Origin of the sequence: Paenibacillus xylanilyticus, assembly GCF_047246825.1 — a bacterium.
In the GTDB taxonomy this organism is placed as follows: Bacteria; Bacillota; Bacilli; order Paenibacillales; family Paenibacillaceae; genus Paenibacillus; species Paenibacillus xylanilyticus_B.
This window is the reverse complement of record NZ_JBFOLB010000002.1, coordinates 224,910-239,627: the sequence shown is the minus strand read 5'-3', so window position 1 is coordinate 239,627 and position 14,718 is coordinate 224,910. Positions and strand designations below refer to the sequence as shown.

The 14,718-nt window shown below is 46.1% G+C and carries 14 protein-coding genes; all 14 read left to right on the top strand.

Features of this window, described 5'->3' with window-relative positions; translation table 11 throughout:
* Positions 1-200 precede the first annotated feature (200 nt).
* The 14 genes from nusB to AB3N00_RS15785 all read left to right on the top strand — a co-directional run bounded on the left by nusB (position 201) and on the right by AB3N00_RS15785 (position 14,616).
* Positions 201-653 (top strand): transcription antitermination factor NusB, encoded by a 453-nt coding sequence (gene nusB / locus AB3N00_RS15850; RefSeq protein WP_413035470.1) that lies wholly within the window; start codon positions 201-203, stop codon positions 651-653.
* A gap of 46 nt (positions 654-699) precedes the next feature.
* Positions 700-1,557 (top strand): bifunctional methylenetetrahydrofolate dehydrogenase/methenyltetrahydrofolate cyclohydrolase FolD, encoded by an 858-nt coding sequence (gene folD, locus AB3N00_RS15845; protein WP_413035469.1) that lies wholly within the window; start codon positions 700-702, stop codon positions 1,555-1,557.
* 9 nt (positions 1,558-1,566) lie between these two features.
* Positions 1,567-2,931 carry an exodeoxyribonuclease VII large subunit gene (gene xseA, locus AB3N00_RS15840; protein WP_413035468.1) on the top strand — a complete coding sequence of 455 codons (1,365 nt, stop codon included), beginning with the start codon at positions 1,567-1,569 and terminating at the stop codon, positions 2,929-2,931.
* Complete coding sequence (xseB, locus tag AB3N00_RS15835; RefSeq protein WP_413035467.1) at positions 2,921-3,178, top strand: exodeoxyribonuclease VII small subunit; 258 nt, start codon at positions 2,921-2,923, stop codon at positions 3,176-3,178. The genes xseA and xseB overlap by 11 nt, the downstream gene beginning before the upstream one ends.
* A complete protein-coding gene (locus tag AB3N00_RS15830; RefSeq protein WP_413036050.1) occupies positions 3,171-4,076 on the top strand; it encodes a polyprenyl synthetase family protein in 906 nt (301 codons plus the stop codon). The genes xseB and AB3N00_RS15830 overlap by 8 nt, the downstream gene beginning before the upstream one ends.
* A gap of 284 nt (positions 4,077-4,360) precedes the next feature.
* The gene (dxs, locus tag AB3N00_RS15825; RefSeq protein WP_413035466.1) at positions 4,361-6,268 is read left to right on the top strand and encodes a 1-deoxy-D-xylulose-5-phosphate synthase; all 1,908 of its coding nucleotides are present in this window, start codon (positions 4,361-4,363) and stop codon (positions 6,266-6,268) included.
* A gap of 64 nt (positions 6,269-6,332) precedes the next feature.
* Positions 6,333-7,178 (top strand): TlyA family RNA methyltransferase, encoded by an 846-nt coding sequence (locus tag AB3N00_RS15820; protein ID WP_413035465.1) that lies wholly within the window; start codon positions 6,333-6,335, stop codon positions 7,176-7,178.
* Positions 7,179-7,263: 85 nt separating this feature from the next.
* Entirely contained in the window at positions 7,264-7,749 is a 486-nt protein-coding gene (locus AB3N00_RS15815) for a hypothetical protein (RefSeq protein ID WP_413035464.1), read from the top strand.
* A gap of 35 nt (positions 7,750-7,784) precedes the next feature.
* Positions 7,785-8,234 carry a transcriptional regulator AhrC/ArgR gene (gene ahrC, locus AB3N00_RS15810; RefSeq protein WP_175395584.1) on the top strand — a complete coding sequence of 150 codons (450 nt, stop codon included), beginning with the start codon at positions 7,785-7,787 and terminating at the stop codon, positions 8,232-8,234.
* A 54-nt stretch (positions 8,235-8,288) separates the two neighbouring features.
* Complete coding sequence (gene recN, locus AB3N00_RS15805; protein ID WP_413035463.1) at positions 8,289-10,025, top strand: DNA repair protein RecN; 1,737 nt, start codon at positions 8,289-8,291, stop codon at positions 10,023-10,025.
* A gap of 102 nt (positions 10,026-10,127) precedes the next feature.
* Positions 10,128-11,459 carry a SpoIVB peptidase gene (gene spoIVB / locus AB3N00_RS15800; RefSeq protein WP_413035462.1) on the top strand — a complete coding sequence of 444 codons (1,332 nt, stop codon included), beginning with the start codon at positions 10,128-10,130 and terminating at the stop codon, positions 11,457-11,459.
* Between the two features lie 193 nt (positions 11,460-11,652).
* Positions 11,653-12,468 (top strand): sporulation transcription factor Spo0A, encoded by an 816-nt coding sequence (gene spo0A, locus AB3N00_RS15795; protein ID WP_413035461.1) that lies wholly within the window; start codon positions 11,653-11,655, stop codon positions 12,466-12,468.
* A gap of 280 nt (positions 12,469-12,748) precedes the next feature.
* A complete protein-coding gene (locus tag AB3N00_RS15790) occupies positions 12,749-13,603 on the top strand; it encodes an EAL domain-containing protein (protein WP_413035460.1) in 855 nt (284 codons plus the stop codon).
* Between the two features lie 206 nt (positions 13,604-13,809).
* Entirely contained in the window at positions 13,810-14,616 is an 807-nt protein-coding gene (locus tag AB3N00_RS15785) for a GGDEF domain-containing protein (RefSeq protein WP_413035459.1), read from the top strand.
* Positions 14,617-14,718 lie beyond the last annotated feature (102 nt).

Sequence of the window (14,718 nt, the reverse complement as noted above, 5' to 3'; positions counted from 1 at the left end):
ATGTTTCTTCCGAAAATAGAGCTTAGTTTAATATGCCCGTTTTTTGGAGGAAACGTACTGCAGGTTTTTTTGTGAAAAGGGATAACAATAACAATACCGTGAGGGCCACTCCAACATACGTCAGAAGTGTGATGCGCGATGGTTCTTTTATTTTAAAATAAGCATGATGACGCTCCAAAGAGCGCTGCAGGAGGCAGGACATGAAAAGACGTTTGGCAAGGGAAATTGCAGTACAAAGTCTGTATCAGATGGAAATGAATGAAGTGGGTGCAGCAGAAGCGGTTAATATGCTGATTAATGAAGCTGCAGACGAAAATGAAACTGAAGTTGTTATTCACGATGCAGATGTGATGCGCAGCTATGTAACAGAAATTGTGCAAGGAGCATGGAATCACAAGGAAGCTATTGATGGATTGCTTGTGGACTATCTCAAAGGCTGGCAGATCAGCCGTCTGTCTCGTGTAGACCGCCAGATTTTGCGGCTCGCAACCTATGAAATGGTCTTCCGTGATGATGTTCCGGCCAAAGTAGCGGTCAATGAAGCGATCGAACTTTCCAAACATTTTGGAACAGATGAATCCGGGAAGTTTGTCAACGGTGTTCTTGGACGCATGATCCAGGAAGTTAGCACCATCAAGGAAAAATTGTCCTAAACTTGCGATTACTTATTAAATGTTCACATAAGGGAGAGAGAGTACAATGACAGCATCTATTATTAACGGTAAAGAAGTGTCCCAGGAGATCCGTGCAGGCATAACTGAAGAAGTAAAGCAGCTTAGCGAACAGGGGGTTGTGCCTGGTCTGGCTGTTGTGCTCGTCGGGGAAGATCCGGCATCCCAGGTATATGTGCGGAATAAGGAAAAAGCTTGCCACGATCTCGGGTTCTACTCCGAGGTACATCGTCTGGATGCAAATACATCCCAAGAGGATTTGCTTGCTCTGGTGGACAAGCTGAACAATCAAAAATCGATCAACGGTATTCTGGTTCAGCTTCCATTACCGAAGCATATTGAGGAGAAAGCCGTTATTGATGCCATTGCGGTTGAAAAAGACGTTGACGGTTTCCATCCGGTCAATGTTGGTAATCTTGTGATTGGTGATGACAGCTTGCTGCCATGTACTCCTGCTGGAGTGATTGAACTGATCAAGCGGACAGGTCTGGAAATGTCGGGCAAGCATGCTGTAGTCATCGGACGCAGCAATATTGTCGGAAAACCGGTATCCTTGCTGCTTCAACGGGAGAATGCAACAGTTACAATGTGTCATTCCCGCACGGCTAACATGAAAGAAATTACACGTCAAGCGGACATTTTGGTAGTGGCGATCGGTCGTGCAAACTTCGTGGATGCTGATTATGTAAAACCAGGTGCTGTGGTCATCGATGTTGGCATGAACCGTTTGGACAATGGCAAATTGGCTGGAGATGTGGATTTCGAGAGTGTGAAGGAAGTCTCAGGTCCAATTACTCCGGTTCCAGGCGGCGTAGGTCCGATGACAATCACCATGCTGATGCAAAATACACTGATCGCTGCCAAACGCGCTCACGGATTGGCCTAGGTTAAACCAGTGGCAGAGCGGCAGATCTACTCCATCAAAGACCTGAATCGGTATATCCGGATGAAACTGGAATCCGATCAGGTCCTGTCGGACGTCTGGCTGCGTGGAGAGATTTCCAATTTCACACATCACTCCAGCGGCCATATGTATTTTACATTGAAGGACAAGGACAGCCGAATTAAGGCGATTATGTTCGCGTCCCACAATCAGCGACTGCCCTTTGTGCCAAAAGAGGGTGCAAGGGTTGTTGCTCGTGGCAATGTCTCGGTGTATGAGCGGGACGGTCAATATCAATTCTACGCCACTCATATGCAGCCTGACGGTATTGGAAGCCTTTATCTGGCCTATGAGCAGCTGAAGAATAAGCTTGAGGAAGAGGGGCTTTTCTCTTCGTCCAGAAAACGGGCTATTCCTCGGTATCCCAGAACGATTGGTGTTGTTACCTCACCTACGGGAGCTGCAGTCCGGGATATCATGATTACATTGCAACGCCGGTTTCCTTCTGCCAAAGTGCTTCTGTATCCCGTATTGGTGCAGGGCAAGGGCGCTGCTCCTTCGATTGTAAAAGCTATTCGCAATCTGAATCTTCTTGGTGAAGCTGATGTGCTGATCGTGGGTCGAGGCGGGGGCTCACTTGAGGAGTTATGGGCTTTCAATGAAGAGATGGTCGCAAGAGCCATCGTAGGTTCAGACATTCCTGTTATTTCTGCAGTAGGACACGAAACGGATTTTACCATTGCAGATTTTGCAGCAGATCTGCGGGCTGCGACGCCTACAGCAGCTGCTGAACTGGCCGTACCCAATCGTGCCGAGTTGTTGGACCAAATTGCGCAAAGGCAGCGCCAGCTCCAGCATAGTCTTCGTCAACGTGCTGTCCATAACCGTGAGCGCCTTGCCAGATTACAACGTTCGCCGGTACTTGTTCATCCAAGGCGGACATTGATGCAGCACACCGAGCGATTGGATATGATGCATCAGCGTCTTTTGAGGACTGTGGATACACGAATGAAATGGACTGCAGAAAAACAGGAGCGTCTCCGTGCAGCCCTGCAGCGATTCAATCCACGGGAACAAGTCAATACAGCACAACGTGAAAATGCGGCAGCACGCCGTCAGCTGGAACTTGCGATGAGGTCTATAGTCAGATCAAAGCAGCAGCAATGGAAATCTACCGTACGCCATCTCGATGCACTTAGCCCGCTAAAAGTCATGTCACGCGGATATAGTCTGGTGTATGACGAACAGGAGCAGAGGCTAATTAAATCGTTGAAGGAAGTACAGCCCGGAGATTCTATCAAAATCAAATTAACAGACGGACAGCTGGACTGTCAGGTTTGGGGAATGAAGGAGGACGACAACATCCATGGCGAATGAACCGGAACTGAATTTTGAAGAGGCAATGGCGGCACTTGAGGATATCGTGGCTCAGCTGGAGCATGGAGATGTTCCGTTGGAGCAGGCGATTGATCTGTTTCAGCGAGGCATGAAACTTTCACAGCTGTGCGGACTCAAGCTGGAACAAGTGGAACGTAAAATTGAGATGATCGTAGAAGAAGATGGGGAACTTCGCAAGAAGCCGTTCGGAGCTTCCGAAGTTGAGAGCGGTGAAATCAATGAGTAGTCGTCTTTCCTTTGAACAGTATCTTCAAAATACAACGGATCAGGTAACGGAAGCATTAAAGGAAATTATTCCAGTTCACTGGGATGTACCTCAGTCCCTGCGTGACGCGATGCAGTATTCACTCATGGCCGGAGGCAAACGCCTTCGTCCTCTTCTGGTCGTTGCTGCGGCGGAAGCCCTCGGTGCGCAGCGTACAGCTGCGTTTCCGGTAGCCTGCGCCGTGGAAATGGTACACACCTATTCTCTTATCCACGATGACCTGCCTGCAATGGATAATGATGACTACCGTCGGGGAAAATTAACGAATCACAAGGTTTATGGTGAAGCAACGGCTATTCTTGCTGGAGATGCCTTGTTAACGCATGCCTTCTATAGTGTTGTGCAGGCTGGTCGCAAGAGTGGTGTGCCGGCAGAAGCATTGCTTTCCATTGTTGAAGATCTTTCCGAGCTGGCTGGGGCCCGAGGCATGGTAGGCGGACAAGTGGCCGATATGGAAGGCGAGCAGGGAATGACGGATATCGAACAACTGCAATACATTCATTTGCATAAAACGGGTGACCTGATCGTGTTTTCCTTACTGGCGGGTGCCCGCATCGGTGGTGCAACTAAGGGGCAATTAGAAGCTCTGCGTGTGTTCGGACGTGATCTTGGTCTTGCATTCCAGATTCAGGATGATATCCTCGATCTCACTGGGGATGAACAGAAAATGGGCAAGAAAACCCAAAGTGATGTGAATCAGCAAAAGGTGACTTATCCATTCTTTATTGGCATGGAAGCTTCATTGGAGCAGGTGAGACTCCTGACACAATCAGCAAAAGACGCACTTGGCAGAGCGGAGTTGAAAGATTCATCACGCTTGATGGAAATTGCTGATTATTTAATGAACAGAGATCACTAGGCATTTGTCATGAAACTCTTTTGTTGCTGATTCGTAAGATTCAGATCGGTGTAATTATATTAATGTGCTTTTTGCATTCGGTTTGTTCCTTTGACATTACGGATACATAATGATGGGTCAATCCATTTGCCTTGCTGGCGAAAATGCTCGTAAACTGGAGTATGGTGCCGCAAATTATGATTCCTGTTCTTTTATGTTATAATGATTTAATGTCATTTAATAAAATATGTAATAAAAAGCATTACCCAAACAATCAAACAATCTAGGAAAGCGGGGAGATTCTCGTGCTGCTTCCACAAATTAAACAACCAAGTGATCTAAAATCGTTGTCCCAGGATGATCTTGTTTTATTGTCCGCGGAGATTCGGCAGTTTCTGATAGAGAAATTGTCCGTGACCGGGGGGCATCTGGCACCGAATTTAGGCGTGGTTGAGCTCACGGTAGCCCTGCACTACTGCTATAACAGTCCGGCAGACAAAATGATTTTCGATGTAGGGCATCAGGCGTATGTGCATAAAATTCTTACCGGACGCATGGACCGTTTCGATACGTTGCGTCAGCACAATGGATTGTGCGGATTTGTCAAACGTAATGAAAGCGAACATGATGTATGGGAAGCTGGTCACAGCAGTACTTCATTGTCTGCAGCCATGGGAATGGCGCTTGCGCGTGATCTCAAGGGTGAAGAGAATCAGGTCATCGCCATGATTGGGGATGGGGCACTTACAGGTGGTATGGCCTTCGAGGCACTCAATCACATTGGTCATGAGCAGAAAAAGCTGATGGTCATTCTTAATGATAACGAAATGTCCATTGCTCCCAATGTTGGGGCAATGCATAAATATTTAAGCAAAATCCGTTCCGATCGTCATTATCTAAAAGCCAAGGATGATGTGGAAGGAATGCTCAAAAAGATTCCTGCCATTGGAGACCGTCTGGCCAAATCGGCAAGCTGGATTAAGGATAGCGTCAAATATATGATGGTTCCGGGCGTCTTGTTTGAAGAGCTGGGCTTCACTTATTTGGGACCCATAGATGGACATGATATTCCCAAATTGATTGAAACCTTTAAACAGGCAGATAACGTTGAAGGTCCTGTCCTCGTCCATGTTCTTACAACCAAGGGGAAAGGATACCAGCCTGCTGAGGCAGACTCACACAAATGGCATGGTATCTCGCCGTACAAAATTGAATCGGGTCAGGTTCTTAAGGCAGTAGGCAAACCAATGTATACTGAAATATTCGGGCAAACACTGGTTGAACTTGCCAAGGAAGATCAGCGAATTGTGGCTGTGACACCTGCCATGCCGACGGGCTCAGGACTTATTCCGTTCAGCAAGGAATTCCCGGATCGCATGATTGACGTGGGGATTGCTGAACAGCACGCTGCAACCATGTGTGCAGCACTTGCCATGGAAGGATTGAAGCCGATCTTTGCTGTATATTCGACGTTTATGCAGCGTGCTTATGATCAGATCGTACATGATATTTGTCGCCATAACGCCAATGTGATTTTTGCCATCGACCGTGCGGGCTTTGTAGGACCTGATGGTGAGACACACCAAGGGGTTTATGATGTGGCCTTTATGAGACATATTCCTAACATTGTACTCATGATGCCAAAAGATGAGAATGAACTGCGCCACATGATGAAGACGGCGCTTGATTATAATGAAGGACCCATTGCTTACCGGTACCCTCGGAACAATGTAGTTGGTGTTTCGCTGGATGAACAGCTTGTTCCGATTCCGATTGGCACCTGGGAACAGTTGCGACCATCTGAAGGCTACGCCATCATTGCTTCAGGTTCCATGGTGCAAGTTGCTGAGGAAGCAGCTGAAACCGTCAAAAAGGAAGGCATCACAGCTGGAGTTATCAACGCGCGCTTCCTCAAACCACTGGACGAACAAATGCTTCGTGATCTGGCGGTTCGTGGCACTAAACTGATTGTGCTTGAAGAAGCTTCGCAAGCGGGCAGCATGGGTAGCGCTGTTCTTGAATTTTACGCTGAGCAGGGTCTCTATGATGTACATGTTCAGCTTATGGGCATCCCGGATCGCTTCATTGAACACGGCAGCATCAACGAACAACGTGCTGAGGTTGGACTTACTGTGGAAAATGTGTGTGTGCAGTTGCGCAGTTTGGCAGCTCAATCCTCTTATGGTATGTCCAGAACCCGTTTTCCTTCTTAATTGAAAAGAAAACATGGGTGTATCATCAAAATAAAATGAATTAACGATATGATAGGAGAAAGACATGTCACTCCCGAAAGAACGAATCGATGTTCTGCTGGTCGAGCAGGGTTATTATGAGAGTCGTGAGAAGGCAAAAGCGGCAATCATGGCTGGACTGGTGTATGCCAACAATGAACGAATCGAAAAGGCAGGCATGAAAATACCGCGGGAAGCTGAACTGAAAGTCAAAGGCTCGGTGCATCCGTATGTAGGCCGAGGCGGATTGAAACTTGAAAAAGCCATTCGACACTTCGGTCTCGACATGAATGGTCTGGTCATGCTCGATATCGGCTCGTCAACTGGTGGATTTACGGATTGCGCATTGCAGCATGGAGCCTCTCATGTATATGCGATTGATGTAGGTTATAATCAGTTGGACTGGTCCCTACGCAACGATGACCGGGTTACCGTGATGGAAAGAACCAATTTTCGTTATGTAACTCCTGAAGACCTAATTGGGCCTGTACCGAACTTTGCCAGCATAGATGTATCCTTTATATCTCTGCGCATTATTTTGCCTCCGCTGCTTGCTCTTATGAAGCAGCCGGCAGACATTGTTGCTTTGATCAAACCTCAATTTGAGGCAGGACGCGAAAAGGTGGGCAAGTCGGGAGTCGTGCGGGATCCAAAAGTACACAAGGAAGTGCTGGAAACCATGCTCCATTTTGCGAATGAGCTTGGGCTAAGTCTTCAGGGCTTAACCTTTTCCCCAATCACAGGTGGAGAAGGCAATATCGAATTTCTCGCTCATTGGCGTCTGGAAGAACCGGGCGCATCACAACAAGAGAAGGATCTGGCTTCACTTGATGCATTGGCGCATCAAGTTGCAATGGAAGCTGCTCATACTTTTACGGGAAACTCATCATAGGATGGGTTTCTTTTCGCTGGAAAGGTGATCCTAATAACAGGAGATTGACTGCTGGACCTCGAATAAGTCTTCGAGGTGAACGATGATGAATGGGCAATCTGACACGATCGTTATTGGTGTACTTGCTGTCATTTTAATCATATGGCTGTTTTACGGCTTACGGAAATGGCTCAATCGACCGTTACCTGTAAGTTTGTCAGGGATTCAACTGAATTCCGATATTCAGCATTCCCCGGTTGTTGATCTGCTTGAAGCAGAAGGGTATGAAGTCATCGGAGGCAAAATGAAAATACCGCTCGCCTTTGAAGTCAATGAGTCTGTTTTTTACAGTCGGCTGTTCGTTGATTATGTGGCTGAGCGTGATGAGGTCAGGTATCTGGTAAAGACCTCCCGGCGCAGACAGCCAGTGGAATTTACAGGTCCGGCAATAAGAGATCGTTTTTTATATTATTTATTACTGTATCCAGGCTGTGAAGGCCTATTGTATGTTGATACGGAAGAATCCAGCGTTAATGTCATCCGATTGATGGATTATGAGGAAGATGTATACGATGGTGATGATTTGGACTGAAAGATCAGTGGCAACTATTTGAACTGGAGGCATGTATGAAAGGACAACGACACATTAAGATACGTGAAATTATTAGTCAGAATGAAATAGAAACCCAGGATGATTTGGTTGAAGCGCTACGTCAAGCCGGTTTTCAGGTGACTCAGGCCACGGTATCCCGTGATATTAAAGAATTGTTATTAATTAAAATACCGATGGATGATGGACGGTATAAGTATTCCTTGCCAACAGACCAGCGGTATAATCCGATCCAGAAGCTGAAGCGGGCATTGGTTGATAATTTTCTCCACATAGACCATACCAACAATCTGGTTGTGATGAAATGTCTGCCTGGAACGGCAAATTCCATCGCGGCATTGCTCGATAATATCGAATGGACGGAAGTCATGGGTACAATCTGTGGTGACGATACGATTCTCATCATCTGTCGTACTGAAGATAACAGCGTCACGGTTATTGAGCGAATTATGGGTTACATTTCCTGAAAATACGATTCAAAACATAATTGCTGAGTTTGTCATCCGGAGGTGCTTTGGCTGATGTTAGTTACATTATCGATTCGTAATCTGGCTGTTGTAGAAGAAGTGGATGTTGTATTCCACGCAGGGTTTCATGTGTTGTCTGGAGAAACAGGTGCAGGTAAATCGATCATTATCGATGCGCTCGGTTTAATCGCAGGTGGTCGGAGTTCGGCTGATCTGATTCGTTACGGTTGTGACAAGGCCGAAATGGAAGCTCTTTTTGAGATGGAGCAGGGTCATCCGGTATGGGAAACCCTTGAAAAGCTCGGTATCCAATGCGAACCTGAGGAACACCTCGTCATTAGACGTGAACTGAATACCCAGGGCAAAAGTACATCCCGCATTAACGGGCAGTTGGTCAATCTGACGATGCTGCGTGAAGTGGGGGAAAAACTGATTAATATCCATGGTCAGCATGAGCATCAAAGTTTACTTCGAGCTGAGAGCCATCTGGGGTTATTGGACACATACGGTGCTGCAGTCATTGGTCCAGTGAAATCGGAATATCAGGAACGGTATAGTCGGTTTATTACTGCTGAAAAAGAACTGCGTGCCCTTCAGGAGTCGAGTCAGCGTGCGTATCAACTGCTGGACATGTACCGTTTTCAACTGGAGGAAATCGCAGCAGCCGGACTGACCCATGGGGAAGATGAATTACTCAGTGAAGAACGGGTCAAACTATCCCATAGTGAGAAAATGATGGACAGTGTTGCCGGTGCATATGATCTACTTAGTGGTCAACGCGGACTCGAGGCGGTTAGTATTGCCCTGTCACGTATTGAAGATATCTCCGGTTATGACAGTAAAGGACTTCAGCCTATAGTGGAGCAGCTGCAGTCCGCGTTTTATCAATTAGAGGATGCTACATTCCAACTGAGGGATTATCGTGAGAAAATTGAGTTTAACCCCGGCAGACTGGAGGAAGTGGAGCAGCGCTTAAACTTAATCTCTGGACTGAGACGGAAGTATGGGGACAGTGTTGAACTCATTCTCAATTATTATGAGCAAATCAGCCATGAAACCGACCAGCTGGAAAACAAGGATGAGCGGTTGGAGAAACTGCGTGCAGAGCGCGACAAGCTGCTGGTTCTGGTGATGGATGCTGCAGAGGATCTGAGCCGTGTACGCAAACAGTGTGCGGATGAACTCGCTGCACAGGTGGAGAGTGAGCTGAAGGATTTACAGATGGAGCGTACAACGCTGCGTGTGCAGATTACGCCGTCAGAAGATCCCAAGGGGATTGAATGGAACGGCCGCAGGCTTCGCCTAAGTCGCCAGGGAGCGGATAATGCGGAGTTTCTCATATCGCCGAATCCGGGCGAACCATTGCGTCCGCTTGGTAAAATTGCATCGGGCGGTGAGCTGTCCCGTATGATGCTTGCCATGAAGAGCATTTTCGCACGTCATGACCGAATTCCTGTGTTAATTTTTGACGAGGTGGATACCGGAGTAAGCGGAAGAGCGGCTCAATCCATTGCGGAAAAGTTGTTCCGGTTATCCTCTACCTGTCAGGTATTTTCGATAACACACTTGCCACAAGTGGCCTGTATGGCAGACCACCAGTATCTCATCGAAAAACATGTTGTTGACGGGCGTACAATGACGCAGGTGGAATCGCTGTCAAACGAGGGCAGGGTGAAGGAATTGGCACGTATGCTGGGTGGTGTTGAAATTACAGAAAAAACGCTGCATCACGCACAGGAAATGCTGAATTTGGCGGAAGCCAAAAAAGGGGGAAACGAGCGGCCGGCGTAATGATTGACAGTAATAAAAGCCTGGGGGCAAGGTTATCTTATAGGTACGCAATTGGCGACCACCTTTCGTCAAGCGAAAGAAGCAAAGGGAGTGTGACAGCCATTGAATTCCCCCCTCAGGAAGAAATTGCTAGGTCTTTTATTTGCCTTCTTTCTATGTGTGATCAGCCAGGCGATTCAGCCTGTGCAGAGTTATGCCTCATTGCCTGACGAATTACAGGTATTTGCAGGTAGGCAAGCTGATGTACGACTCGCTGTACCGGCAGCTTCAAGTGCCGTTGTAGACAGACCCGATATCGTTGGTTTGGATGGGCAGGAGCACGCTGTACATGTCACGAAGCAGCAACCGTTGCATTTACATCCCCAGCAGACGGGGCAAGCAAAATTAACGTTGAAGTTGTGGGGCAAAATTCCGGTCAAAACGGTGAATGTGAACGTCATTCCGGATTTGCGAGTTGTACCCGGGGGTCAAACCATTGGCGTAAAAGTGAAGTCAGCTGGCATATTGGTTGTAGGTCATCACTTGGTACATGCTGAAGGAGATCAGAGGGTCTCCCCAGGAGAAGCCGCAGGAATTAAACTTGGTGATCTGATTACCCATATGAATGGTAAACGTCTTGATGGCGTTGCAGGTGTTGCAGAAGCCGTGGAGCAAGCGGGAAAAAGCAAAAAAGGTATCGATGTTGTATTGAAACGCGGGAAGGAAACGGTTAAGACGCAATTAAAGCCAGCATATGATGCCGAAGATCAAGCCTGGAGGCTTGGATTGTACATTCGTGATTCTGCCGCTGGAGTAGGTACATTGACGTTCTATGCGCCTGATCAGGGCGTATACGGTGCACTGGGACATGTAATTACAGATATGAATACTCAAACGTCCATTGTTGTCGGCAGTGGTCAAATTGTTCAGTCGAATGTCACGTCCATTTCCAAAAGTGAATCCGGCGATCCGGGTGAGAAGCGCGCCCATTTTCTTAAGGAAAGCAAAATTTTAGGCAATATTGAGCGTAATACGGCTTTTGGCATATTCGGTAAGATGTCTGACAATCCGGATCACAGTTTATACACCAAAGGAATTCCTGTCGCTTTCTCACATGAAGTGAAGGAAGGGCCGGCCGAAATTTTGACTGTTGTGGATGGACAGCAGGTTGAGCGTTTCTCTATAGACATTGTACATGTGGCCGATCAATCGGAACCTGCAACCAAAGGTCTGGTCCTTCGGATTACCGATCCGAAGCTGCTTGATAAGACTGGGGGCATTGTACAGGGAATGAGCGGGAGCCCAATCGTGCAAAACGGCAAGCTGATTGGTGCAGTGACACATGTGTTTGTGAATGATCCGAAATCGGGTTATGGATGTTTCATTGAGTGGATGTTACAGGATGCCGGAGTCATGATCAAAAAGGAAAAAGCAAAAAATCTTAAGGCCGGTTAAACCGCCTTAAGATTTTTTTGTCGAATGGGATAGATTATTATCACATAATGAAATAAATTATTTATTATATAGCAACGCGAAAAAAAAATAAAGAAAAATAATTTTCGACAGAAGGAATTTCCTCTCCTGTGTCGAAAATTTAACCTGTAAGGAAATGTACGAAACCGTGGTTAAACCAAAGGAGGATACCGTTTTGCAAAAAATTGAGGTATTGCTGGCTGATGATAATCGTGAATTTACGAATTTGCTTGCCGAATATATATCCGAACAGGAAGATATGGAAGTTACCGGAATTGCCTACAACGGTGAAGAAGTGCTGCAGTTGTTGGAGCAAAGCCGTGATGTGCCGGATGTATTGATTCTGGATATTATTATGCCTCACCTGGATGGATTGGGTGTGTTGGAACGTCTCCGCAATTTGAACCTAAATCCACAACCGAAAGTGATCATGCTTACGGCATTCGGTCAAGAGAATATCACACAGCGTGCCGTGCAACTCGGAGCTTCTTATTACATCCTCAAACCATTTGACATGGAAGTGCTCGCTAACCGGGTACGCCAGCTTGTTGGATCCCAGACAACTGTCTCTTCAGGCTCCAGCAGCAGCTCATCCATGTTTATGAACAAATCCAATGTGGTGCCTATGGGCAAACACAAAAATCTGGATGCCAGCATCACGTCCATCATACATGAAATCGGCGTTCCTGCGCATATTAAAGGATATCAGTATTTGCGCGAAGCGATTACAATGGTATATAACAATATCGAAATTTTGGGTGCGATCACCAAAACGCTGTATCTTGCCATTGCCGAAAAATTCAAAACGACGCCGTCCCGCGTCGAACGTGCCATCCGTCATGCGATTGAAGTGGCTTGGACACGCGGTAACATCGACAGCATCAGCCACCTGTTTGGCTACACGATCAACATCAGCAAGTCGAAACCAACGAACTCCGAGTTTATCGCAATGGTTGCAGACAAGCTGAGAATTGAGCATAAGGTCTCCTGAAAGGGTCAGGAGTAATTAAGCTAGTACGAAAGCAATAGCAACATTAAATGCCGCTATTTATGAGGTCTGTTTGGACCAATAAATAGCGGCATTTATTTTAGGCTACCTATAGAATGACATGTAGAATTCATCACATTTTACAAAAGTTCATGAACCATTAATTACTCAAACTAAAAAGCTTTTTCATATTTTACCTGCAGTTAACGCTTTTTGAGTTGGAAAATGGTACGATGTGACCACTGACAAAGCATAATTATAGGTATAAAGGATGGAATTTTGAATGAAAAGCAAAGCTTCCCCCACTACATACAAAAATGACCTGTTTTATTTTATCAGGTATTTCCATAAATCCTTTCAAAAATCGCATCAGCATTACAGGCAATTCAGCGGACTGCAGGAAATTATACGCAGCAAATTGCTGACTACCTATTTTCAGCCTATCTTAAATTTACAGGATGGGAACTGTCGGGGTTACGAAATCCTGAATCGTCCACCGGTTTCCCCACTTTTTCCGAACACGGAATCTTTTTATGAATTTATCGGTGACACAGATCAAGTCTTTGCTTTTGAGCGTTTTTGTCGCGAAGTTTCGATTGAACGCTTTAAATTATTATTGTCGAAAGAGAACTATCCCGAAAATACAGTGATTTTTCTCAACATCCATCCTCAAGTTTTGGCGGACTCGACTTATCGTAACGGAGAAACCATTACACTTCTGAACAGCTATGGTATGTCACCTGAACAGGTTATCTTTGAGTTAACTGAAAAGCAGGCTGTACATGACTATGTGGAATTTGAACGCATACTCTCGAATTACCGATCACAAGGTTTTCGCATAGCAATCGACGATGCTGGCTCCGGCTACAGTAGTCTTAAGGCAATTGTAAGTTTAAAGCCGGATTTCATAAAATTGGACAGGACGCTCATAAACCATGTGGATACACGGCCGGAGCAGCAGCACATTGTACGTATTCTCAAACAGTATGCAGCAGACTCGGCTACACACATTATAGCTGAAGGGATCGAGCGTGACGAAGAAATCCATTATCTGCGAAATGCAGGTATCGAATATGGGCAGGGGTATGCACTTGGGAGGCCTGACGTTGAACTGAAGCGTCCTGCCTTGCCTCTCTAGACCGTTTAGTTATTTAGAAATGGTGGTTAGCAAATTGTGTGACAATGGACATAGGGGGAGAACGATATTTTTACGCAAATAGGTGAAATAGCTGAAACTATTCCTGTAGTTACACCTGGCACGAAGTGCGATATCGTCTATAAGATTTTTAATCCAATCCCAATCTGGAAGGCTTGGCTGTTGTCGGAGAAGAGAGTGTTTCACTAATGATGCGAGCGCGTTTCTTTCAGCAGATCGGTACACAATATGGCTATAATTTATATATGGGTCGTCCGGTTGAGCTCGTAATGAATGTTCGTGCGCTGGTTGTGGATTATTCGGAACTCATAACGGATGTAAGTGTGCAAGCGATGAACCGAGCGGAAGAAGAATTATATGATCTTGTGCTGATTACCTCAGAAAACCATTTGGTTGGAGCTGTAAGTATTCGCCGTTTACTTCTTGCGGTTGCTGACGTTCGGGCCGAGATGGCCATATTCATGAACCCGTTAACAGGACTTCCAGGTAATCGGATCATCGATGATCGACTGCATCAGTCCCTCCAACTCGATCAGTTCAGCGTGCTGTATATTGATTTGGACTATTTCAAATCCTACAACGACAGCTGCGGGTTCAAGATGGGCGATCAGCTTATCCAGGCAACGGCGAACCTTCTGCGTCAGTATTTTGTTTTTCCGGAAGGCTTCCTGGGTCATATTGGTGGTGATGATTACATTGCCATTTTGAATCATCATAATTTCAGGCAGATAAGTGAAGAGGTAATTGCAGGATTTGAGAAGATTAAGAGAACGTTTTACGATCAGAAAGATTTGGACAACCAATACGTATTGGGGGAAGGCCGATCTGGACTGAACCGACCCATCCCACTGGTCTCGGTATCCATAGCAGTGGTCACTAATGTCAGACAGAAGTATGAAAGTATTGATCAGATTGTAAGTGAAGCTACCCGAATTAAGAAAGTGTGTAAATCCATTGCTGGCAGCATTATTTGTGGAAATGAGGATACAGTTTGAGTTTGTCCGAACATTTTTTCTATTGATAATGAAAATTATTATCATTTATAATGGGGGGAATCAGTTAGAAGCTGCACTCGAAAGGTAAGATTGGGGAGAATG